Source organism: Geobacillus sp. FSL W8-0026 (genome assembly GCF_037966255.1).
Classification (GTDB): Bacteria; Bacillota; Bacilli; order Bacillales; family Anoxybacillaceae; genus Geobacillus; species Geobacillus icigianus.
The window spans coordinates 3,102,813-3,126,097 of record NZ_CP150194.1 but is presented as its reverse complement, the minus strand read 5'-3'; the positions used below and the strand labels follow the sequence as shown (position 1 = coordinate 3,126,097).

22 protein-coding genes and 3 pseudogenes are annotated in these 23,285 nt (G+C 45.2%); 24 read left to right on the top strand and 1 reads right to left on the bottom strand.

The features are described from left to right. Nucleotides 1-332 precede the first annotated feature (332 nt). The 13 genes from NST29_RS15730 (at nucleotide 333) to NST29_RS15670 (ending at nucleotide 15,645) form a co-directional block, all read left to right on the top strand. Nucleotides 333-656, top strand: coding sequence for a hypothetical protein (locus NST29_RS15730; protein ID WP_033843090.1), 324 nt, complete (start codon nucleotides 333-335; stop codon nucleotides 654-656). 245 nt (nucleotides 657-901) lie between these two features. Next, entirely contained in the window at nucleotides 902-1,498 is a 597-nt protein-coding gene (locus NST29_RS15725; RefSeq protein WP_033843093.1) for a hypothetical protein, read from the top strand. Nucleotides 1,499-1,512: 14 nt separating this feature from the next. After that, entirely contained in the window at nucleotides 1,513-3,444 is a 1,932-nt protein-coding gene (locus tag NST29_RS15720; RefSeq protein ID WP_172418683.1) for a DUF6792 domain-containing protein, read from the top strand. A gap of 15 nt (nucleotides 3,445-3,459) precedes the next feature. After that, on the top strand, nucleotides 3,460-3,792 hold the full coding sequence (locus NST29_RS15715; RefSeq protein ID WP_061912391.1) for a hypothetical protein: 333 nt from the start codon (nucleotides 3,460-3,462) through the stop codon (nucleotides 3,790-3,792). 258 nt (nucleotides 3,793-4,050) lie between these two features. Then, the gene (locus NST29_RS15710) at nucleotides 4,051-4,344 is read left to right on the top strand and encodes a WXG100 family type VII secretion target (protein ID WP_033021724.1); all 294 of its coding nucleotides are present in this window, start codon (nucleotides 4,051-4,053) and stop codon (nucleotides 4,342-4,344) included. A 224-nt stretch (nucleotides 4,345-4,568) separates the two neighbouring features. Further along, nucleotides 4,569-4,808, top strand: a complete 240-nt coding sequence (locus NST29_RS15705; protein WP_033021730.1) for an EsaB/YukD family protein — start codon at nucleotides 4,569-4,571, stop codon at nucleotides 4,806-4,808. A 32-nt stretch (nucleotides 4,809-4,840) separates the two neighbouring features. Next, nucleotides 4,841-6,127: a type VII secretion protein EssB gene (essB, locus tag NST29_RS15700; RefSeq protein ID WP_033021723.1), complete on the top strand. Its 1,287-nt coding sequence runs from the start codon at nucleotides 4,841-4,843 to the stop codon at nucleotides 6,125-6,127. A gap of 36 nt (nucleotides 6,128-6,163) precedes the next feature. Then, entirely contained in the window at nucleotides 6,164-10,597 is a 4,434-nt protein-coding gene (gene essC / locus NST29_RS15695) for a type VII secretion protein EssC (protein WP_033843095.1), read from the top strand. 21 nt (nucleotides 10,598-10,618) lie between these two features. Continuing rightward, on the top strand, nucleotides 10,619-13,402 hold the full coding sequence (gene esaA, locus NST29_RS15690) for a type VII secretion protein EsaA (protein ID WP_033017770.1): 2,784 nt from the start codon (nucleotides 10,619-10,621) through the stop codon (nucleotides 13,400-13,402). Continuing rightward, on the top strand, nucleotides 13,392-13,871 hold the full coding sequence (essA, locus tag NST29_RS15685) for a type VII secretion protein EssA (RefSeq protein WP_033017771.1): 480 nt from the start codon (nucleotides 13,392-13,394) through the stop codon (nucleotides 13,869-13,871). The genes esaA and essA overlap by 11 nt, the downstream gene beginning before the upstream one ends. Before the next feature lie 119 nt (nucleotides 13,872-13,990). Then, entirely contained in the window at nucleotides 13,991-14,302 is a 312-nt protein-coding gene (locus NST29_RS15680) for a hypothetical protein (RefSeq protein ID WP_033017773.1), read from the top strand. 4 nt (nucleotides 14,303-14,306) lie between these two features. After that, the gene (locus tag NST29_RS15675) at nucleotides 14,307-15,386 is read left to right on the top strand and encodes a pre-toxin TG domain-containing protein (protein ID WP_081916984.1); all 1,080 of its coding nucleotides are present in this window, start codon (nucleotides 14,307-14,309) and stop codon (nucleotides 15,384-15,386) included. A gap of 1 nt (nucleotide 15,387) precedes the next feature. Then, a complete protein-coding gene (locus tag NST29_RS15670) occupies nucleotides 15,388-15,645 on the top strand; it encodes a hypothetical protein (RefSeq protein ID WP_033017774.1) in 258 nt (85 codons plus the stop codon). Between the two features lie 27 nt (nucleotides 15,646-15,672). On the opposite strand, the pseudogene NST29_RS15665 reads toward NST29_RS15670, so the two are convergent. Further along, nucleotides 15,673-15,972: pseudogene (locus NST29_RS15665) on the bottom strand (transposase); the annotation flags it as partial. A 96-nt stretch (nucleotides 15,973-16,068) separates the two neighbouring features. On the opposite strand from NST29_RS15665, the gene NST29_RS15660 reads away from it, so the two are divergent. The 11 genes and pseudogenes from NST29_RS15660 to NST29_RS15610 all read left to right on the top strand — a co-directional run bounded on the left by NST29_RS15660 (nucleotide 16,069) and on the right by NST29_RS15610 (nucleotide 23,282). Beyond that, the gene (locus tag NST29_RS15660) at nucleotides 16,069-16,380 is read left to right on the top strand and encodes a hypothetical protein (protein ID WP_033017775.1); all 312 of its coding nucleotides are present in this window, start codon (nucleotides 16,069-16,071) and stop codon (nucleotides 16,378-16,380) included. Between the two features lie 6 nt (nucleotides 16,381-16,386). After that, nucleotides 16,387-17,565, top strand: coding sequence for a pre-toxin TG domain-containing protein (locus NST29_RS15655; RefSeq protein ID WP_108209727.1), 1,179 nt, complete (start codon nucleotides 16,387-16,389; stop codon nucleotides 17,563-17,565). Between the two features lie 19 nt (nucleotides 17,566-17,584). Further along, on the top strand, nucleotides 17,585-17,959 hold the full coding sequence (locus tag NST29_RS15650; RefSeq protein ID WP_033843104.1) for an immunity 22 family protein: 375 nt from the start codon (nucleotides 17,585-17,587) through the stop codon (nucleotides 17,957-17,959). Between the two features lie 106 nt (nucleotides 17,960-18,065). Next, nucleotides 18,066-19,076 carry a DNA/RNA non-specific endonuclease gene (locus NST29_RS15645; RefSeq protein WP_324698860.1) on the top strand — a complete coding sequence of 337 codons (1,011 nt, stop codon included), beginning with the start codon at nucleotides 18,066-18,068 and terminating at the stop codon, nucleotides 19,074-19,076. Beyond that, nucleotides 19,069-19,551, top strand: coding sequence for an antitoxin YezG family protein (locus tag NST29_RS15640; protein ID WP_033023420.1), 483 nt, complete (start codon nucleotides 19,069-19,071; stop codon nucleotides 19,549-19,551). Before NST29_RS15645 ends, NST29_RS15640 begins: the two co-directional genes overlap by 8 nt. Nucleotides 19,552-20,195: 644 nt before the next feature. Next, nucleotides 20,196-20,330: a hypothetical protein gene (locus NST29_RS15635; RefSeq protein ID WP_324698862.1), complete on the top strand. Its 135-nt coding sequence runs from the start codon at nucleotides 20,196-20,198 to the stop codon at nucleotides 20,328-20,330. 42 nt (nucleotides 20,331-20,372) lie between these two features. Continuing rightward, nucleotides 20,373-20,828, top strand: a complete 456-nt coding sequence (locus tag NST29_RS15630; protein ID WP_324699052.1) for an RNase A-like domain-containing protein — start codon at nucleotides 20,373-20,375, stop codon at nucleotides 20,826-20,828. 189 nt (nucleotides 20,829-21,017) lie between these two features. After that, the gene (locus NST29_RS15625; protein WP_033023414.1) at nucleotides 21,018-21,299 is read left to right on the top strand and encodes a hypothetical protein; all 282 of its coding nucleotides are present in this window, start codon (nucleotides 21,018-21,020) and stop codon (nucleotides 21,297-21,299) included. 105 nt (nucleotides 21,300-21,404) lie between these two features. Continuing rightward, nucleotides 21,405-21,793, top strand: a pseudogene (locus NST29_RS15620) (transposase); the annotation flags it as partial. After that, nucleotides 21,778-22,341, top strand: a pseudogene (locus tag NST29_RS15615) (hypothetical protein); the annotation flags it as partial. The pseudogenes NST29_RS15620 and NST29_RS15615, both read left to right, overlap by 16 nt. A 629-nt stretch (nucleotides 22,342-22,970) precedes the next feature. Then, complete coding sequence (locus NST29_RS15610) at nucleotides 22,971-23,282, top strand: hypothetical protein (protein WP_033023410.1); 312 nt, start codon at nucleotides 22,971-22,973, stop codon at nucleotides 23,280-23,282. Nucleotides 23,283-23,285 lie beyond the last annotated feature (3 nt).

The following is a 23,285-nucleotide window of genomic DNA, read 5'->3' as shown; positions in this document are numbered from 1 at the left end:
AGCTGAGTATATACAGAGACATATACAGCAGTCAGACAATGAATTGAAAGGAGGTGAATTTCATGAATCGGGAAATGATTCAAATTATTAGTAAAGGCTTCGATGTCTTGAATCCAACAGCAGAAGACGTTCTTCTTTCTTTTGCACCGACTAACACAAACTGCGGAGGATGCTGATCATATTCTTTTGTCATCGGAGGCTGACCCAAAAGGTTGTCTGCCTTCAAGATAGGCACAACATATCGTGCGGCAGAAGCAGTCAGCACGTATATAGCAACGAAAGAGGGTATCCCGATCCTTTTGGGCCCCCCCTTGATTATAGGAGGGGGAAAAATGGAGCCGTTTTCTACTATTCCCAAAGAGGTAAAATCAGATGTGAATGATAGATGGGTAGCATCGCGATTTAATATTCTTTCCCATGAAGAGAATGGGGATCTTTATATATGTAATACTTATACGGGGGCATTTTTACGTGTTCCACAACCCCATGCTAATAAGATTAAAAATGTTCTCCGATCGGGATGTGATGAGCTTGATGATACTGCAAAGGTTCTTGCTAATTATGGCTTTTTAATCAAAAGTAATGTAGACGAATTTAAAAGAGCCCGAATTTTACATGAAATCAAAGGAATCAGCGGTCTTTCACCGGCCTTCTAGCACAATGCTTTACACAAAATTTTATACATCATCAAAATCCCCTTTATCCCCCCCTCAAAAATCAGACGAAATTCACAGTTCTTTCTATACTAAAAATAGATAAAATGTCACTTTTTATCTCATGTTGGACCGTCATATGATACGTATAGGGGAGTATGGATAACAATGGAAAGGAATTGGTACTATTGAGAAGCCGTTGGCAAGCATTATGGTTATCAGCACTCATACTGGCGGGAGGATGTCACATGGATGGAAAAGAACAACCGAAGAAATGGCCGAATACGGTAGCGTTTCAAGATGAGTATACGCGCGAGTTTATGGCATCGACGAAGGAAGTGAAGGACGGGTATTACTTATTTAAATCAAAAACAGGCGGCTATACGATGTGGTTTCCGAAGGACGCTGTAGTGGCAGAATGGCTGTATGAAAAACATGGAAAGGATTTTGAAGCATTGACTATTGGATGGGACAATAAAGAGGAAAATTTACGGTATTCTATAGATCTTCAATATGAACGAGGTGAGCACATGGAGGATATTGAAACCAATTTATTTTTATTATCCTCTGGTGGCTATGCGAATTATAACGGTTCATATATGACACAAAAATATAATGACAAAACTATTTACTTTGCCAAAAAGCAAAAAGACATTTCGGTGGACTATAAACATAATATCGTATATTCGTTTTTTAGCTATATTAAATCAAAAGATAGCCATCAAGGAATTTTATTTATATATAGAGTGAGGGGTAATGATTCTGAGAAAAGTTGCCAAGTAAATGTGAAGGAAGAAGAAAAGACAGCCAAAATGTTGATGAAATCCATTAAGTTTTATGATTAAGGGAGGGAAGTGCTATGTCGCAAAAACTCGTGTTAAATACCGATCTGTTGCGAGCGAGAATCATGGCGTTAGAATATGCAAATTTGACAGAAGCGGAAATTCGCCGCATTTATATCGAAGAGACGGGAAAGGAACCGCCCGCTTATATTAAAGTCTACCATTCAGATGATTTTAAAAAGGGACAGGATTTCGGCTTTGATGGCACGATTATTCATTTTTATGACGAGAAGCAAGGGATTAACCAAAAATATACGATCGCCCGTGGAAGTGAAAAGCGGGAACAAGATACATGGAAGCCGCTTGATTGGGCCTATAATATTTTTGGAATTTTTGAGGGGCAAAGCAAAAAACAATATAGCAGCGCGTTGAGTTTTGATAAAATAGTGACCCAAAAAATTAACGAGGAATTAAAACAGAGAGGAGCGACTATTAAACTCCAAGCCATTGGACTCGGCCATTCGCTAGGCGGCAATCATTCACAAATGCTCGAGCTCATTGCGAAAAAGTTTGATCAAGTCTATGTGATTAACGATGCACCTCCAAGTGTTTATCATTTAGCGTATATAGATCAAGAGTTCCGGATGGAAATAGAAGAAAAATTCAAGATTAAGTCCGTGCAAAATGACAACGCCATCTACTCCCTCCCCCCTGCGGAGTTGAAGGCGTTTGCGGAGGAGTATTATAAGAAGCGCGTGGATGAACATTCGATCCACCATTTGACCGCTCAGGAGGATCTGCTCTATGCGGTGAGCGGGGCGCGAGGGTTTATTGAAATCGGCCATCGCGACATGCTTGACACGAATGATCAGTTTACGAGCCTTAAAAGCGTAATCGACCGCATCTCCGACGAAGATGTCAAGGCGATTCAACTCTATTTGTCGCAATACGCGGATGTATATAATGAAAAAGGATTCGACGGGGTCGTGCAGGCGATGACCGGGGTCGATCTCGAATGGCTCGAGTCGCTGGAATCCTATGAAGTGGGCGATTATGTAGGGAACGCGCCGGACATCGTGGAAAAAGCGAGCGATATGGTAGGGGAGATGAAAGAGAAAATTCCCGAATTGTTCAAACATATCAAGATATGGCAGCGACAGAAAGAGACGATTCTGCAAGCGTTCGTCGATGCCGGCTTTCTGACCCTAGAACAAAAAGAGGCCATTTGGCAAGAAGGGAACAAGATCGAGCAAGATGTCGATGCGCTCGAGCAGCGTCTGCACGACCTGCGGGACGACGGGGTTTGGTTGGTGCTCAGAGGTCCTTTCGCCTGGAGTGATCCGTTCGTTTGGATGAAGCTATGGACGACATTCCAAGCCATTCAACACTATATTACGGATCTCATCGCGCGGCTTCAAGCGATCAACCAACAGGCGTCCTCGGTACGGCAGGCAGCGATCACGAGCATCCAGGCGCATTCGCTGCATGAAGTGATCAACGCCCTCGCTCGGTCGAAAGGGAGAGCGTATGATGAGGACGGGAATATGATTCTGATCCAACGGGTTGGGACGGAAGAGATCCGCCTGAACTTGTCATTGGCGGTGCGCATGTACCAGAAAGGGATGCGGATCATGGAGGAAAAAGAGGCGGTGCTGCGCGACATGAAACAGCTTTATGTGCAAGAGTATGTCGAAGATTTTGAGAGGCGAAAGCGGGACCTCATGAGAAGCATTGAAGACATGGAACAAAACCCGAGCGCCTACCAGCATTTGTTGGGGTCTTTTACCTATGACGCGCAACAAGTATACGTACTGCGCCGGATTGAGGTGCACCAGTCGATTCCGCCGTTGGATCCAATGATTGCCGATGGGTTTGAAGGAATGTTGGCGTACCACGAAGGGGAGATGGCCAAAGGGAGAGAGCTCATCGCTTCCATCAAACAATCGGTTGAACAGTTGGTTGAAAAAGAGGAGCAGATCGCTAATATCTTTGATTTGAGATATGAGTAAAGAGGGATGTTAGGCATGGGACAATTGAATATAGTTTACCAGTTTGACATCGAACAAGATTTGGTGTACAAAGCGAAAGGGTTTATTCAACTGTTGGATCGAATGAAGGAGTGCGACAGGGATTTAGTGCAAGTAGTCCGTGATGCCATGAAGGACATGCAGGGGAAAATTGCTGATAAAACCAATAAAGTGATCGACCAATATCAAAGGCAGAACGAATGGCAGAATGAGATGTATCAATATAGCATGAAAACAGCGGCCCTGCGTTATACGAATATGATCAACGATATGAGGGGACAGAACATTACTTTGTATTACGATGTGATCGTACGAGAAATAAAGGGATAAAACTTCTCAGGGATAATGAAAGAAACGCAAAAGTGCTTTTAGATAACTGTTTAGAGCCTAGCGACATAGGTCTATAGTCGCTGTTTTTTTATTTTCAGAAGGTTTTGTTGACATGGATATGAAAAAAGTACAGATTTTTGTTGATAAAATGTGGTATAAAATACTCATTTTTATATAAATGTATTTATGTTGTTGATCAATCATGATTTTCTTGTTTAAAATTGAAGAGAAGAGATCCCGTTAAAGGAGGACTGAAAAATGGCAGGTGTGATTCGTCTTACACCGGAGGAGTTGCGTGGTGTTGCTAGGCAATATAATGTCGAGAGTTCGAATGTCACCGAACTAATTGCAAGATTGGATCAAATGAGCCATATGCTTCAAGGGATTTGGGAAGGTGCTTCGAGTGAAGCATTTATCCAACAATATCAAGAGTTGCGTCCATCATTCGAAAAAATGGCGGTTCTATTAAACGAAGTGGCACAGCAATTGCACAATTCCGCTACGATTTTGGAAGAAACCGATCAGCAAATTGCCAGCCAAATTCGCGGATAAAGAGACATTCGGAAAAAAGCGCTATAAATCTTACAAAAGATTATGGCGCTTTTTTCTGTATGCATGCTAAATACAACATTCCATGCTGTCCATCTTGAAACCTTAACTGTCATGGCCATTACTCCTAAGATTATGTAAACATTGAACAGATAGGAGAATGGCTGTTGGCAACAGGGAAGCTCATTTTTTATGTGAGCATGTATAGAATCGGAGGATTGACAGCTATGTATATTCAAGTTACGGTTGACCTTCGCTATTATACACAAGATACACTAGACCTCCGCTTATCTGACTTGTATTCAATTAAAAAGATAGTAGAGATTGTTTGGCAGATAAAAAATATATCGACGCCACCGCGAGAAGGCTGCTGGGTGCGTGTTGAAAATAAGCAGGCAGTCTTCCCAGGCTGCGCGACACTGCAGGCGAGCGGTATTACCAACGGGGACCGCATTGTAGTTTTGTAACATCGACAAAGAGATAAGGGGCATTTTTGCTTATGAACGAAAAAAGGACGTATTTGGAAATACAGGTAGACGCCGTTATGACTGGCGATCAACCGTATGTGCTCGTCTTTCAGCGTGCCAAGCTGAAAATGCAGCATCCGCTAGAACTAGAGATTATCAAGGAAGCGGATCCTTGCATCAAACGGGACATTAACGTATCTGAAGATGAAGTAAGAATGGTGATTCAACCACCTTCATCGTTTTTGCCGTTTGCGGCGGTGAAGAAAATGTCGCTGCTCTCTCGCATCAGAGCTGCTCTTCAGCTCGTCTCTAAGGTGAAGCATCATTCGGCTCGCCGGTTGATTCTTATCGTCTGTCCAGAAAATCTTGTGTTTAACCGGGCGTTGGAGCCTTTTTTTCTCCATGTGGGTGTGAAGGAAAGCTTGCCACCTGATGAGTGGAATGACGAGCGCCTTCTTCGTGAAGTGAAAGCGACAGTGCTCGCTCTGACGGAAGGGGAATATCGATTTGACGAATATTTGAAGTTTCATGAAACGTTGAAATGTTCGCCGATGGCGAAAGAATTATGGCAAGCCGATCATTTTGATGAGTTGTTAGCGTTTTTGGAGAAATGGGCTGATGAAGAAGAGGAAAAAGAACGGTCACAAGTGCACATTTCCAAAAAAAGATGGAACGCGCAAAGATACATATTTTTTTCTGCCATCGGACTGTTAATTCCTGCGATCATCTATGTGCTTTATTCGTTCTTTCTTGCGCAGCCGAAGCAAGAGGCATATATCCAAGGTACAGAATGGTTTTTGCAAAATAAATATAGCGATGTCATTACCGCCTTGGAAGATTATGCGCCTGAAGATATGCCGTATGTCATTCAGTACGAACTTGCCTTTTCTTATGTCATGACGGAATCTCTCACCGAAAAGCAGCGTGAAACGGTATTGAACAATATTACCCTTAAAACAGATGAACCATATATGTTGTATTGGATTTACATCGGACGCGGCCAAAACGAGGAAGCGCTTGAATTGGCGCGGACGATGGAGGACCGGGATTTGATCGTGTACGCTCTATTAAAATACCGCGAGCAAATGAAAGGAGATACAGAGTTGTCAGGAGCCGAAAAGCAGCGAAAATTGGAGGACATTGACCAAGAAATTGAAGAATACGAGAGAGAAAGAAAAGAGACGGAAACTTCACTGGAGGAAGAACGAACAAGGGGAGAGCAGCTGCCGGCTTCAACGCCAGCGACTAATTTATCTGGCGAGACGACGCCATCGTCTCATGAATCGCCTGCTATCAACCATCAAGAATCTAAAAAATAGAAATGCGCAGCTGTGGACATTGTAGGAGAGGATTGTATGAGTCAACTATGGATTTTGTATGAAACATATTGTCAACGATTTTCGTTGACAAACGAAGAGAAGACCATTGTCATCGGCAATCAGTTAGAGCATCACGTGACTGTTTCAGCATTTTCATTTCGCGACGGATATATCCAGATCGAAAAGAAATCGGACGGCTCGACGCTCGCCGTTCTACAAGGGGACCGGCAGATCGGTGAGCTAAAGCTAGGGTGTTCCATTACGGTTAACGTCGATGAGAGGCAAATGACAATCGCCTGGAGCACAGAACATAGGAAATCGATTTATTATGTCGGACAACAAAGCGAGGTGCTTGTCGCCAATGATCCTCAAGCAGACATTCAGACAGCGAATGCTTGCTTTTCGTTGCGAAAGCATCAAGGGAAATGGGTCGTTCTTCCCGGCAATGCCCGATTGTTTTTAAACGGGGTGCAGCTAGCCGATGCGGCGCCGTTGCGAAACGGCGATGTGCTCTTATGCCCATATATGCAGTTTGTTTTGATCGAAGATGATTTGCTGGCGGTGACGAGCAGCGAAGAGGTGGTTTCATCGTTGACCGAAACGATGCCCCCTCTTTCTGAAATGAAGAAAAAATATCCGATATACCGTCGGACGCCGCGTATGATTTATGAGTTGCCCAGAGAAAAAGTGAGCATTTCATTTCCAAGTCAAGACGGGGACAGCGACCCGCGCGGCTTATGGCTGATGGTATTGCCGCCGCTTATGATGCTGCTGGTAATGGGGGCGGTGGCGCTCATTCAGCCGCGGGGCATTTTCATTCTGATTTCACTTGTCATGTTTGCGACGACGATCGTGACATCAACGGCGCAATATAGGCGGGAAAAAAAGACGCGCAAAACGAGAAAAGAAAAGCGCCAGCGCATTTATACGAACTACTTGGAACAAAAGCGAGAACAACTTCAGGCGTTGTCCGAGAAACAGAGAAACGTATTATATTATCATTTTCCATCCTTTGAGCAGATGAAATCGTTCGTCATGCAAGTGAACAGCCGCATTTGGGAGCGGACGGCGGAGAGCGCCGATTTCCTTCATGTGCGAATCGGAACGGCCGACGTGCCGGCCGCATATGAAGTGTCAGTGAATATGGGCGATCTGGCGAACCGGGAAATGGATGATTTGTTGGAGCAGGCCCAGCGCATGGCCCGGGTATATCAAACCGTTAAACATGTGCCGCTTCCGATTGATGCATCACGCGGAGCGATCGGAATGGTCGGGAAACGATCCATTGTGAACGGCGAAATCGAGCAGTTGGTGGGCCAAATCGCTTTTTTCCACAGCTACCACGATGTGCGGTTTGTGGCGATTTTTTCAGAGAACGATTATAAGCAGTGGGAATGGATGAAATGGCTTCCGCACTTTCAATTGCCGAATTCGTTCGCCAAAGGGCTTGTTTACAACGAGCAGACGCGCGACCAATTGTTGTCGTCCATATACGAGATGCTGCGGGAGCGCGACTTGGATGAAGAAAAAGACAAAAAACGGTTCTCCCCTCATTTTGTATTTATCGTGGCTGACCGTTCGTTAATCGCGGAACACGTGATTTTAGAGTATTTGGAAGAAAAAAACGAGGACATTGGCATTTCTGTTATTTTTGCTTCAGAGACGAAAGAGAGCTTAACGGAAAACGTTCATACGCTCGTGCAATACATTAACGAGCGGGAAGGAGAGATTGTCATTCAGCATCGGAAGGCGGCGCATATTCCGTTTCAGCTGGATGAGCATTCAGCGGAAGGAAATGAATCATTTGCGCGAATGCTTCGCTCATTGGATCATCAAAAAGGCATGAATAACTCGATTCCAGAAAAGGTGACATTTTTAGAAATGATGCAAGCGCGCCGTGTGAACGAACTGAAGATCGCACAAAACTGGTTATCGCGCCAAACGTCCCGCTCGCTTGCCGTGCCGATCGGATTAAAGGGGCGGAAAGATGTCGTTGAGTTAAATTTGCACGAAAAAGCGCACGGGCCGCACGGGTTGGTCGCCGGAACGACGGGATCGGGAAAAAGTGAACTGCTGCAAACGTACATTTTATCATTAGCCGTGCATTTCCACCCGCATGAAGTCGCCTTTTTAATCATCGACTACAAAGGAGGCGGCATGGCGCAGCCGTTTAAGAACATTCCGCATTTGCTCGGCACGATTACGAACATTCATGGGAGCAAAAACTTCAGCGCCCGGGCGCTCGCGTCCATTAACAGCGAACTGAAAAAACGGCAGCGCCTTTTTGACCGCTATGAAGTCAACCATATTAACGACTACATGGAACTGTACAAACAAGGAAAGGCGGAACAGCCTTTGCCGCACTTATTTTTAATCGCCGATGAGTTTGCGGAATTGAAAAGCGAAGAGCCGGACTTTATTCGCGAATTAGTGAGCGCCGCCCGCATCGGCCGCAGCTTGGGTGTTCATCTTATTTTAGCAACGCAAAAGCCGCGAGGCGTTATCGATGAGCAAATTTGGAGCAACGCCCGCTTCCGCATCAGCTTAAAAATGCAAGATGCAAACGACAGCAAAGAAATTTTGAAAAATGGTGATGCCGCAGCGATCACAGTGCCAGGAAGAGCTTATTTGCAAGTCGGAAATAACGAAGTATACGAGCTGTTTCAATCCGCATGGAGCGGCGCGCCGTATGCGGAAGAGGGAGTCGAGGCCGAGGACGAAATTCATATCGTGACCGATTTAGGTCTTGTGCCGGTGTCGAATGTGGCGGCCGATCGGAAACGAAGCCGTCAAAAGCCAAAAACAGAAATTGAAATGGTAGTCGAGCAAATCATTGAAACGCAAAAACAATTCAACATTGAAAAATTGCCAAGCCCGTGGCTTCCGCCGCTTGCGCCTCGCTTGGCGCGCCCGGCGTCAGTGACAGCGGAGGCCGCCGCTTTTCCGATCGGCTTAAAAGACGAGCCCGAACTGCAAAGTCAATCCGATTATTTGTATCAATGGATCGAAGACGGAAATATCGGCATTTTCGGTTCGGCAGGATACGGGAAATCGACGACGGCGATGACGCTGCTTCTAAGCTTTGCGGCCGCATACAGCCCAGCGCAGCTTCATTATTACATTTTTGATTTCGGAAACAGCGCGTTATTGCCGCTGCGTCAGTTGCCGCATACAGCCGACTACTTCCGGTTGGACGATGAAAAGAAAATGGAAAAGTTTATCAAATTTATGAAAGAGGAAATGGAGCGGCGTAAACAGCGATTTATGGAAAAAGAAGTAAGTTCGATTAAATTATATAATGCGCTGTCGGAAGAAAAGCTCCCCGTTATTATAGTGGCGCTTGACAATTTTGATGTTGTAAAAGAGGAAATGCCTGACTTTGAAACGCAGTTGATTCAATATGCGCGAGACGGACAATCGCTCGGAATTTTCGTAATATTGACGGCGACGAGAGTGAACGGAATTCGTCCCCCGCTCACGAACAATTTAAAAACGAAAATTGTTCATTACTTTATTGACAGCTCTGAAAAATTTTCGTTGATTGGGCGAACGCCGTATGAGGTCGAGCCGATTCCGGGCAGGGCGCTCGTGAAAAAAGAGCATGCAGCCTTAACGCAAATGTATCTTCCGGCTGACGGCGAAGACGACATTGAAGTGCTCGAAAATGTCAAACGAGAAATTGAAAGATTAAAAGAAGCATATCAACACATACCGAAGCCAGAACCGATTCCAATGCTTCCGCCGCGGTTGCCTTTCGCCGTCTTTACAAACACGTATGTTAAAAACCAGGCATCAGGACTCATTCATATCGGACTTGATGAGCAGACGGTCCGACCAGTGGCGATCAACATCCGGACTGATCCGCACTGCTTGATTGTCGGACAATCAAGAAAAGGAAAAACAAACGTTGTAAAGGTCATTTTAGAGGCTTTGCTTGTCCAAGAGCCGGAAAGCATCGGCTTGTTGGATGGAATTGATCGGGGACTCGCTGCCTACGCGAACCGGGACGGCGTCACCTATATGGAAGCAAAAGAGAAACTAACGCAGTGGCTGAACGAAGCGAATGCTGTGCTGCAAAAACGGGAGAGTGCGTATATTAAAGCGGTAAACGAAGGCCGTACGGCAGCACACGCATGGCCGCCGATTGCCTTGATCGCCGACAGTCTCTTGCGCCTTCAACAAGAGACCGACAGCATCATGCAAAGCCGGATTGCCAACATGATGAAACAGTACAGTCATCTTGGATTTCATGTTTTTGTTGCCGGAAACGCCGGTGAGTTTGTAAAGGGTTTTGATGCCTTGACAGGGGAGCTGAAGCAAATTCGCCAAGCTATTCTCGTAACAAAAAAATCTGAGCAAAGCTTGTTTGCATTGCCTTTTACAAGAAACGAACAAGAAATTGAACCGGGATTTGGCTATTTTGTCGTCGGCGGAAAAGACCAAAAGATCCAAATCCCAAAAGTCGAATAAGGGGATCAGGTGAGAACGGACATGAATGGAAAGTGGAAAACCGCGAAATTGATCGGATTGATCATCTTCATAATCAGCCTTCCCGTGCTGTTCTTTATTTTCATTGGCCAAAACCCATTGAAAACAACAGAAAAGGCGACCAATCACATTGCGGTCGTGAACGAAGATATCGGGGCGGAATACGATCGAAAAACGTATTCTTTCGGCAAGGAGATCGTTCCCGCCCTTGCCGACCGTTCGAGCTATCGCTGGTCGGTGGTGAGCCGCAGCCAAGCGGAGAATGGGCTGAAAAACAACGAATACGACGCAGTCGTGTATGTGCCTTCTGATTTTTCTCAAAACATTTTATCGTTTACTGACAAGCAGCCGTTAAAAGCAACCGTGCAGTATAAAATTCAGCCGAATTTGGATGCGAAAAACAGAGAGCGGGTGCAAAGAGAACTCGAAGCAGCCAAAACCATGATGAACCAGAAAATGTCGACCCTTTATTGGAGCTACGTAGCGCAAGAGATAGGGGCGATTCGGAAGAAATTCAACGACATCTTAGAAAAGGAAATCGCGTTCCAGAAGACAATGTACGCTTTTTATACCCCTGGCTCAGCCAAACTTGCTGAAGAGATCAAAAGACAAAAAGGGATGTTACAGCAACTGCTCGAGGTATCGAACAACGCCAAAGATTCTTCAGCTGGCACTTTGCAAGGGTTGGAGGAGGCGGAAGCGGAAGTCGCCGCTTTTATTGACAGTGTTCGTCAATATAAGGAATATCAGCAGCGGCAAAGTGTGCTTCTGCAAGAGGGAATTGATGAATACAAAAAAACGTTTAACGAACGAATAGCTACAATGCTCGGGCAGCCATGGAAAGTGAAGCCGGATTTTCAATATCAAGGGCAAAATTTGCTCGAATCAATCACAACTTTGCGAGACACGGTAGCCAAAAGCCACACATCACTACTGAACTTCAATGAACAACTGAAACAATCAACAGCTTATGAACAATTCCAGCAGTTGCTGGCATGGCAAAAAGACTTCGTTCGTCAGTATCAAAAAGAGGTCAACAATCGGACGCTTGATCAATTGCAGCAACAGCTCATTGCGCTTCGGCAAAAGCTACAATCGCCTTCTTCGGAACAAGCAGGCGCAAAGCACCCGGCACCAATTGAAGCGCCGCCACCAGTCGATGCGAAGCTATTGGAAGCGTTGCAGCAACAATTTGCAACCTTGAAAACACAATGGCAAGCGGCAAAACCGCAGAGTCCGCAAGAAATATGGAATAATATAGAAGGTTCGATCAGCCACCTTGAAGCGGAAATACAAAAAGCGGAACAAACGTGGCAACAACAACTCGCTTTGCAGCAGCAATGGCAGCAAAAATACGAGCAACTCGCCAAGCAGCTGAACGAGCCATCAACCGAAGGCGAAGTCAACTCCATAGACGATATAGTGCAGCAAATCAAGGAGAAGGAACAGACGGTTCTTGCGTCGCCGGCGTTGCCGGAAAGCCGTAAACAAGTATTGGCTTCGCATTTTGCAGCGTTGATTCAAACTCGAAATGTAGCGGATCTTCTAGACTACTTTGCATGGTTGTCGATGTTTGATGAAGCCGTGCAACAAACTACCCACTTTGACGAAGAATTGGTCGATCAGCTCTTGATGAATTGGAATCAAAGAGATGCCATTTTCCAAATGCTATCAGATGTGCAGAGCGAAGCGCCTTATTTTTACGAGCTGCAACAACACTTAGCGTCTTCATTAAAAGAGGCGGAAGCAGCTGAAGAGAGGACGGAATCCTTTATAGAGACAACGCTTGGATATATACAAGCATACGATGAGAACGTACAAAACATGCAAGAGATGATCATAGGTCAGCTGCAGGAACTCAGTGATGTGATGAGCGAAGTGACAACGCAACTACAAGAGGCGGTAAACGAGGGAGAACAAGCTGAATTGGTTTGGCGAGGAAGCGACGGAGAATTTGTCATCACGATGCAGCAAAACACGATGCAAGATGTGCGCCAAATTTCTAACCTTATTGCCTCAATTGCGGAAGGTCAAGACCGCATTGCCGATTATACGAATGAACTGCATCAAAAAGTAGGGTCGGTTCAGGCGAAAGCGGACGAATTAAACGGCAAATGGACGGCCAATGTGAATACGACAAAGCAAATTCGAAACGACGTCTATCGCCTTTTAAACAACACGATGGTTGACCAGCAGGCGAACGGCTATGTTTATGATTATTTAACAAACCCTGTGCAAATAAGCGGCGATTTGCCGGAGGAACAAGCGACGTACACACCGCCGGTCGTAGTATTGATCATCGTCTTGCTATGTGGCATGCTCATCGGCTTCTTCCTTCATTATTATTCTAATAGTCCTTTTATGTTGCAGCTTGCTCTATTGCTCATGATGAATGTAGTAGTGGGGTTAATCATCAATATCTATAGCCTGAAAATTTATCCAATGCAAGAGGTTCGAGCCATCAAGTGGAGTGTGCTGACGATCGTTTTGTTATTCTTCTGTTCTGCAATCGTTCGATTGGCATTTTGGATCGGACCGTTTACCGGTTGGATCCTTGGAGTTGGGCTTGTGCTTTTCTTCATTACCCCATTGCTCGATTTAGTGCTGCCCAACTTTCATTTCGAGCATCCGATTGCGAAAACGTATATATCGATTCAATACGGCGACCAACAAAGTTTTTATTCAGCCGTGATACCGATCGGAGTCGTTTCATTATTGATGGCGGCCATTCCGTTTTTGAAACATCGCCTCATCCAACCAAAGGAGGCGGAGACACATGAAGGGTAGGGGGGGATGGCTCCCTTTCCTTCTTATCCTATTGTTTTTAGTGACAGAGGGAAAGGGCGTGGAAGCGGAGGAATGGCCGGCGGTGGAACCGAACCGATATGAGAAGCAACAAATTGAATTGCGTACGGACTATATTCGCGAGCAGTCGCTTTTAAACGAGAAAAAAGAGCTGCCGAAAGAACAGTTGCCGTTGACATTTCAGCGACCGGCGCCTTCCGCTTTTGAGCGGACAAAAGCGCAGTTGTTTTTATCGCCGGAATGGGAAACGAATACGATCGCGACGAAAGCAGAAAAGCTAAAGCTGTTTTCGTCAGCGAAGGAGCTGACCTCCTCGTCTCGACCCGCATTGAATGAGGAGGAAGCGGCGGATTCATCGAGTTTGCTCTGGCTGTTTGGAGTTCTCGTTTTCGGGCTGATTACGGCGATTTTTGTGATTATCGTTCCACGGATGAAACAATTTGTCCGCTAACCCTTAAGTATATTTAAAGAAAGGGTTCAATGGAGGGACGATGTAAAGTTTTTATTTGAAACAGCAGGAACGGCTAGTATGAGCTATTATTTCGCCATTTTAACGGGGGGGGAATCCAAGTGTCATCGATGGTAGAGTCGATTGAAAAGGAAATGAAGCGGAGGGCTTACGAAGCAGCGATGGCCATTTTGCAATCTTACCAAGGGCAAGTGCATGAAGCGATGGAAGAATTTCAAGGTGGCATTCGCGGCTTTTATCGCGCCAACGATGAATCTATTCCGTACTGGCAAGGGGAGGCGCGGGAAGCGTATGAGTGGGTCTATGCCGATTTAAAGCAAATCGAGGCGCGGATTGAGGCGACGGCGGATGAATTGATCGATGAAATCAGCAGGGAAATCGCCCGTCTTCGTCGAATGATAGAGGAGTTGTAATCACATGATTCGGTTGAAACCGGATGAGTTGGAAACGGTCGCCGGACATATTCCCGAAGCGGAAGATGCGTGCCAACGGGCACGGACGACGTTATCGTGGGAGCTCTCCTCCCTTGTGATGAATCTCCCGGGCGTCAGCACACCCGCGATCGAAGAGCTGAGGGATGAACTCGTTCATTGGCTGAAGCGTTATGAAGACAAACTGAACGAAGCCGAAGAACTTCTGTATCGCACCGCCGCCGCGATGCGCCAAGCGGACCAAACGCTCGCCGACAATATGAAGGAATTGGGGTTGGAGTTTCTCGGATGGTACGACGTGCAACGACTATTCGGCGAGTACGATCCGGTCACTGGGGAGCGCCTGTCGATCGGGGATCGGCTGCTGGCGGGCGGGATGTTGCTGTTATCGATTGTACCTCCGGCTAAAGGAGCCGGCGTCGCCGGAAAAGCGGCGATCAAGGGGGCGAAGGCGCTCGACACCGCTTCCACCTTGTCGAAAGTGAAACATGTCGTGCGCGATGATAAAATGAAAGCGATCGGCGACATCGCCTTTCGCCAAACCGTCCGCTCCCCTCTTGCCGAAACAGCCCGATTGTTCAAGAAGCAATGGGACGAATTAGTAGAAAGCGTCGCCTCCGTTTCATGGCAGCCGGCGTATGCGGGGGTGGGCCCAGCGCCGCGGGTGTGGATGAGTGGGGCGAGGAATGAAGTTAAAGATGCCACTTTTCATATGATAAAGAAAGCTGAAGGAGAGGTGGTTGGGAAAGGTACAGGTGAAACTGTTACTAAGGATACGTATAAACCTGTTAGTCTTAATCAACTTCGTCTTAAAAATGGAATGAAGATGAAAATTAATGATGCTCTTGAAGCAGCAGAAAAGTTTTTAGGACCGGGGTATAAGGATATGGGGAATGGACGCTTCGTATCCACGGACGGAACACGAGTTGTAAGAATGGGAGATGGTGATATACTGGGTAAACATGGGGGAGGACCACACATGAATTTTGAAACTCTAGTTCCTAACCCTAGTAAGCCTGGTAAAATGAAAGTAGACCAAAATCTTCACATTTATTTGGAGGAGTAAAATGGATATTCAGATTAAAATTCCAAAGTATAGGAATGATTCAGGCTTCCAATTCGTATGGGAGGATAATTTCATAATTGAGACTGAAATAAATGGAAACACAATCATAATACGAGCTAATAAAGATGGTTTGATATCCATGGCTAAACATTTACTTACACTAGCACAAAATGAAGTACCGACAGGTACCCATATCCATTATGATGAATTGAACTCTTTAGAAGAGGGATCTTGCGAAATCGTAATTCAAAAAATATAGGTAATAACTCGTGGTGCTAGTTGAACCCTAGCGCTCAACTAGCCCGAGTATTACAAGCGAATACACCAACAAAATGACATCGAGTGCCACTTCAAACCCCGCAATTGAGTGAGCACGAATGTCTGTCATACGATACCGGTCAACGAGGACGGAAAACAACGTTTCTATGAATTTCCATTTTTGCTTGATCCACTTCTCCCATGCTTCGGATGGACGATGTTTCTGATTTTTGCGAGAGGGAGTCCAAAAAGCGATTTGGTAATTTCCATACAGCTTTTTTTGCCATTCGCTACTGATGAATCCTTTGTCACCCAGGTTATAGGAGGGTTCAATGAAGGGACGATGTAAAGTTTTTATTTGAAACAGTCGGAATAGATTGATATTAGCCATTATTTCGCCGTTTTAACGGGGGAGGGAATCCAAGTGTCATCGATGGTAGAGTCGATTGAAAAGGAAATGAAGCGGAGGGCTTACGAAGCAGCGATGGCCATTTTGCAATCTTACCAAGGGCAAGTGCATGAAGCGATGGAAGAATTTCAAGGTGGCATTCGCGGCTTTTATCGCGCCAACGATGAATCTATTCCGTACTGGCAAGGGGAGGCGCGGGAAGCGTATGAGTGGATTTATGCTGATTTAAAGCAACTCGAGACACGAATTGGGACGACGGCGGATGAATTGATCGATGAAATCAGCAGGGAAATCGCCCGTCTTCGTCGAATGATAGAGGAGTTGTGATCCACTATGATTCGATTGAAGCCTGATGAGTTGGAAACGGTCGCGAAGCACATTCCCGATGCCGAAGATGCGTGCCAGCGGGCGCGGACGACGCTGTCATGGGAGCCCTCTTCCCTTGCGATGGACCTCCCCGGCGTCAGCACGCCCGCGATTGAAGCGCTGCGGGACGAACTGATTCATTGGTTGCGGCGTTATGAAGAAAAGCTCAACGAAGCGGAAGAACTGCTCTATCGAACGGCGGCGGCAATGCGCCAAGCGGACGAGACGCTCGCCGATAACATGAAGGAATTCGGCTTGGAGCTTCTCGGCTGGTATGACGTGCAGCGCGTATTTGGCGAGTACGACCCGATCACCGGGGAGCGCCTGTCGATCGGGGACCGGCTGCTGGCGGGCGGGATGTTGCTGTTATCGATTGTTCCTCCGGCTAAAAGTGCCGGCGTCGCCGGAAAAGCGGCGATCAAGGGGGCGAAGGCGCTCGACACCGCTTCCACCTTGTCGAAAGTGAAACATGTCGTGCGCGATGATAAAATGAAAGCGATCGGCGACATCGCCTTTCGCCAAACCGTCCGCTCCCCTCTTGCCGAAACAGCCCGATTGTTCAAGAAGCAATGGGACGAATTAGTAGAAAGCGTCGCCTCCGTTTCATGGCAGCCGGCGTATGCGGGAGTGGGCCCGTCGCCTCGGGTGTGGATGAGTGAGGCGAAAGATGCGTCCCTCAACATGATCAAGAAAGTTGAGGGGGAAGTGGTTGAGAAGGGGATAGGGAAGCTTGATTCCGTTCCATCAGTAAAAAATGGAGAGTTTAATAAATGGTTCAATTCACTGACTCCTGATGAGTTGGATGAAGTATGGTCTGACCCTAAATTGAGGAAGGCTATTGAAAGTAGACTTAGACATCCAGGAGGATTCCATGAGTGGCATTTAGTATCTCGAGCTCCTATTTTTAAACGCTGGGGAATTACAGCAGAACAAATCAAGGAGCTAAGAACTGCCATAGAAGATGTAAAATTTGTTAATCCAAAAGGAATCCATGGGGGAAAAGGTTCCACCAAAGCTCATAATGAATTATTAGAGATAATTGACACTTCACTAGATTATGCCACTTTTAAGAGGAGACTTCAAAATTGGGCTCATTATAGACTTGAAGGCGGTGTAGACGCGTTACCCGAAGGATTAAGACCATAAATGAAGGGGGAAAATGTTTATGGAAAGTAAAGGTTTTGTATCGCTATGGGTCGGTCATTTTAAATCCGCTAAGGAATTTCAAGAATATTTACTAGTTAAATATAATGAGGATGGTGACGCTATACCTTCTGAATTTGAAAAAGAATTTAAAATTGAATACTATGATGAGGATTTTAAAGAAACACACTTTTATAATGAACCTTCCCAAAGCTTTGAAAACCTACTCGAGGGTTTTTCATATGATAATGTAATAATCCCCAAGTTCTTAAATCTAAATAATGGTGATTTAATAGAAAAAGTAAATTCTATTGTATTACTCTATGATTTTAAATACGATGGTACGGTAAAGGAGACTCGAAATCTTAAATATATAGGATCGGTTGATTATAAATAATAAAGATAGCCTTGATTGGCCACAAGCCTTTCAAGGTTTTTCTGTTTTAAATATAACGTGGATGGTTCGATAATTCACTTCTACAGTAACACATTAGGCAGATCAAATGCTCGTCGACAACATGAAGGAATTCGGTTTAGAGCTTCTCGGCTGGTATGACGTGCAGCGCGTATTTGGCGAGTACGACCCGATCACCGGCGAGCGCCTGTCGGCCGGGGACCGATTGCTGGCGGGCGGGATGTTGTTATTATCGATTGTACCACCGGCTAAAAGTGCCGGCGTCGCCGGAAAAGCGGCGATCAAGGGCGCCAAGGCGATCGATGCCACCTCCGCCCTTGCGAAAGTGAAACATGTCGTGCGCGATGATAAAATGAAAGCGATCGGCGACATCGCCTTTCGCCAAACCGTCCGCTCCCCTCTTGCCGAAACAGCCCGATTGTTCAAGAAGCAATGGGACGAATTAGTAGGAAACGTCGCCTCCGTTTCATGGCAGCCGGCGTATGCGGGAGTGGGGCCGGCGCCTCGGGTGTGGATGGGTGAGGCGAAAGATGCGTCCCTCAACATGATCAAGAAAGTTGAGGGGGAAGTGGTTGAGAAGGGTGCCAAGGGGACGCCAAAAGTTCCTACTAAAGTGAGTTATGGAGATCATTACACTAAAGATGGTCGTAAAAAGGTACTAAAACCAGATATTGAGTATACAAGTAAAGAGGGATACACTTATAAAACAGATAGTAATGGACGGATTTCCAGTGCTGAAGGTACTCTCAAGTTAGGACATGGAAAAAGAAATAATTATGCTCAGAAAGTTGCAGGACGGGAAGACAGATTGCCAGATGATGAAGGTGGGCATTTAATTGCAAGTATTTTTAAAGGTTCAGGTGATCTCGATAATCTTGTACCAATGAATGGGAATCTCAATAAGGGTGAATGGAAGAAACTTGAGAATACTTGGGCAGAAGCAATTAAACAAGGCGATGAAGTGAAAGTAAAGATAAAGCCAAATTATAAGGGAGATTCTCACCGCCCAATAAGTTTTGATATTAAGTACAAAATTGGTGATGATGATTGGGAAATTAGGCGATTTGATAATGTACTAGGGGGGAAGTTAGATGAATGAAGAAAAATTAGGAATCCTATACCATGAGATAGCAGAAGTTGTTGTTGATACTATTCCTGAGGAGTGGTCTAAGGTTTATCTATATGGTGAGATTGTTGAAGGCTCTCGAACTGCTTACTTTTATTACTATCCTGAAGGAAGTGATAAACCTGTTTACAGTCATGATATTCCTGAAATTTTTAGAGTAAGTGAACATGAATATTCAGAAAAATTGAATCAATTAATGGATCTTACTCAGAAGCTCTGGACAGAGTTTAAAGATAACACTCAAGAGCCTTGGACCAATTTCACTTTAATCTTGGACAATACAGGAAAATTTAAAATTGATTTTAATTATGATGATCTTTCAAATGCAGACTTGCACGAAAGAAAGACTATTTGGAAATATAAGTATCTTGGCATTATGCCTAAAAGTAACTCTGGAAAAAAACATTTAAAAAGATATTTAGAGACGGTGGAAAGAGAGAAAAAATAGTTTCTAAACGGGATGCAATTACATGAGGTTTACATCATTAACAGCAGGATCGTACCATACAACCAACAAACCAAACATTAAACAACTCAACGAACACGCTTAGATCAGCTTTCAAAGGCTTATTCCAACTTGAATGATAAGGAGGAATGAGCTTTTTTGGTATGTCCAAAATCAAAGGATGAAAAGGAGAACGGCAAAATAAGCACAGGAAAAGGCAGTTCTAATGGCACAGGTGGACGAGCTGAAACGTTTAGGTAGTAACGTCCCACAGACAGCGTTAAAAGTAAGGAAACTATTCAAATAAGCTGAATACTTTAAACAGTTGGCTGACGAAAAGGACGGGCATCCAAGGCTGGAATTCATTGGATGTTTGGAAGATGAAGCATCTGTACAGCATAACAAAAGTGTGTTAGCCTGTCAGAAACAGGATTTGGACGTAGTAAAGGAAGAAGTTATTTTCCACAAAATGAAAGTACAGAGATATGCAAAGTGTTTACGCAAACAGTTATAGTATGAGGAAAATGTTTGTAGGAGAAAGAAGTTCCCCTTCTATTCAAAAAGAGGAGGATTTCCTTCGGTGGGGCGGGGGAAGTAAGCAAAAAGATGCAAAAAGGACTCTCTTCCTTGCGAAAGTGAAACATGTCGTGCGCGATGATACCATGAAGACGATCTTCCACACGATCTACCATCAAGTCATCAAAGCGCCGTTTGCGGAAACCGCCCGCCTGTTCAAGAAGCAATGGGACGAATTAGTCAAAAGCGTCGCCTCCGTTTCCTAGCAGCCGGCGTATGCGGGAGTGGGGGCGGCGCCTCGGGTGTGGATGAACGAAGTGAAAGATGCGTCCCTCAACAGGATCAAGAAAGTTGAGGGGGGAGTGGTTGAGAAGGGTGCTAAGGGTATAGATGCAGCAGATCCAGATCTAATACGGAAAATCGATGTTGATTTTCTTGATAGGATGGAAGCTGCTGGCGGACATACTTTAGATAGACATGTGTCAAAAACAAATGAAGAACTCATTAAAAGATCCATTCAAGAAGATGTAGAAGCAGCTACTACGTTTACTAATAAGCAGATAGCCATTAAAGCTATTCAGGAAAACTTGCGCAAGAATGCCGATGATATTGCTAAATGGCTAAATGAATCTGATGCGGGAAGAAAAATATTCGATGTATCACACAATCATCCAATAGGAAAAGGGGTTCTTAGAGATAAAAAATATGTCGTTTATAACCTAACCAATTCTAGAAGGGCGGTGAAAAACGGCTGTCACCGCTAATCGTCGGCATGTTCATTCAGAAAAGAAAGCTGATTCTGTAAGGTTTCTCTAATTGAGAAAGGAGTGGAATCAGTCGTTTTTGCACTAAATCACCAGCCTCCTAGAGTAGTATTGATTAGGGATTCAACACAGGAGCTAGGATTCAGAATAGTAACTGCATTTCCTATTGTTAAATAAAGGGTGATATCATTGAACGAGGACCTGAAGTACGATACTTTTAAATATTTTCTTGAATGTTATTTTACCCCCAGTGCTAACTATGAAGAATTAGAAACACTAGTCAAAGAATTTCGTTTAACTGAAGAGAGGAAATATCGACAAAAACTTCAGCAAGAGTTAGAACAAATTCTTCAACTTGATCATTGGGATGATATTCAAGAGTTTGTTAGAAAACATGCTATGAGGAAAATGAACAGTGATAGACTTACTTGGTTCATACGTACTATTTTGCATAACTTAAATCAAAGTTAAGATGATGTATAAAATTTTGTGTAAAGCATTTTGCTAGAACAAAAGAAAAAAGGTAGGGTATTCTATGATTGGACCAAAAATCTTAGAGAAAGGAGAACCCTACCTATATCTAAAAGTATACCGAATGTAGACTGGGCAAATCAACTGGAAAATACCATTCGTCAGTTTGTAAAAGAAAAATGAGAACGGATCATGCGGGAAGAAATCAAACATTTCCTCGAAATCGAACAGGCTGGAACGCCAAACATGAGAAACGGCTATTACTAACGAAATCTAGATACGCAATAGGGCCGGATTGAAGGTCTTTTGGTCCCTAGAGACCGAAACGGAGAATTTCAAACGCAGCTGTTTGCCCCTTACCAACGACATACCGGCTGGTTGGAGGAAGCCATCATCAAGATGTATCAAAGTGGCATGAGTACACGGGAAATTGGCAAATTTATCGAACGAATTCTAGAAATACTTATTCTCCAGCGACGATCAGCCGTATGACAATATCCATCAAGTCCTTTCGTCTTGCCTCGTGCAGATCGACAAGAAAGAAGGCCTCTCTCTTCGCGTCTTCCACTCCGATACGACGGACAAGACCGTTTACGGCGCGTATGAATCGGTCTCGTCAGAGGCCCTGTAGATCACACATGGTTACAACCGGCACCATCGTTGGCAAAAACCAATCGGTTTCGGGCTGATCGGCAACGAAGACGGCATCCCGTTTTCCGGCGATGTGCACGACGGCAACATGTCGGACAAAACGTGGAATCCCGAGGTGCTCTCCCTGTTTCTGTTGGCCTTGGCCATTTCCCGCCTCTTCCAGCGCCGGGCGCGTCCGTTCATCCCCCCGGAACGCCCATTCAAGGGCGCAGGAGGTCGGAAACTGACCCGACCCACCGGGCAGGCGATTTTTCAATTGTTCCGGTATGTGAAAGTCGTCCTACTGGAGCTGCCGGATGGGCACATCCAACGCGCGTTAGGGAAACCGCTCACCCCTGATCAGCGAAGGATCCTGCAGGGATTGGGCATGGATGAGAGCATTTACGTGTAACGTCATACGGAACGACTAGCGATGGTAAAAAAAGGATTGTCATCGCTCGTTGTGTTGGTCGAAATGGTATTCTAAAAAACGAAATAAAACATCCTTTCTTTCTACCCTGTTAGGGTGCGAAATGTGAGATAAGCAGGTGTAGAGTGTGATTATTTTTTGGATGAAAAAATATAATAGCAGGGTTTTTATCAGGATGTATTGAAAAAACCTACTGTTGTTTCGGCATAAAAGAAAATCGTATTTCTTGAGTAGCGAATGGACAAAATGATGAAAGCTGAAGGGATCGAGAATGTGGTGCAAACGGGACTTATTTAAAGGGAGTGAGCTTAGCCGGCCTCTGTCTGATGAAGAGACCGAACGAGGGAATGTTGGCGCAAAGACGCCCGGAGACATGGGAGGGTTTGTCCTCATCAGCGATGCAGAGATCCAAGGTGTATCGCATACACACCGACCCACTGCAGTAAAAAATGTTCAGCAGTGACCGCGAAGCGCACCATAGACTGTTAGATATCAACAAAAACTAGAGGGAGGGTTCAATGGAGGGACGATGTAAAGTTTTTATTTGAAACAGCAGGGGATAGCTTGATATTGGACATTATTTCGCCACTTTAACCGGGAAGGGAATACAAGTGTCATCGATGGTAGAGTCGATTGAAAAGGAAATGAAGCGGAGGGCTTACGAAGCAGCGATGGCCATTTTGCAATCTTACCAAGGGCAAGTGCATGAAGCGATGGAAGAATTTCAAGGTGGCATTCGCGGCTTTTATCGCGCCAACGATGAATATATTCCGTACTGGCAAAGGGAGGCGCGGGAAGCGGATGAGTGGGTCTATGCCGATGTAAGACAAATCGAGATGCGGATTGAGGCGACGGCGGATGAATGGGTCGATGAAATCAGCAGGGAAATCGCCCGTCTTCGTCGAATGATAGAGGAGTTGTGATCA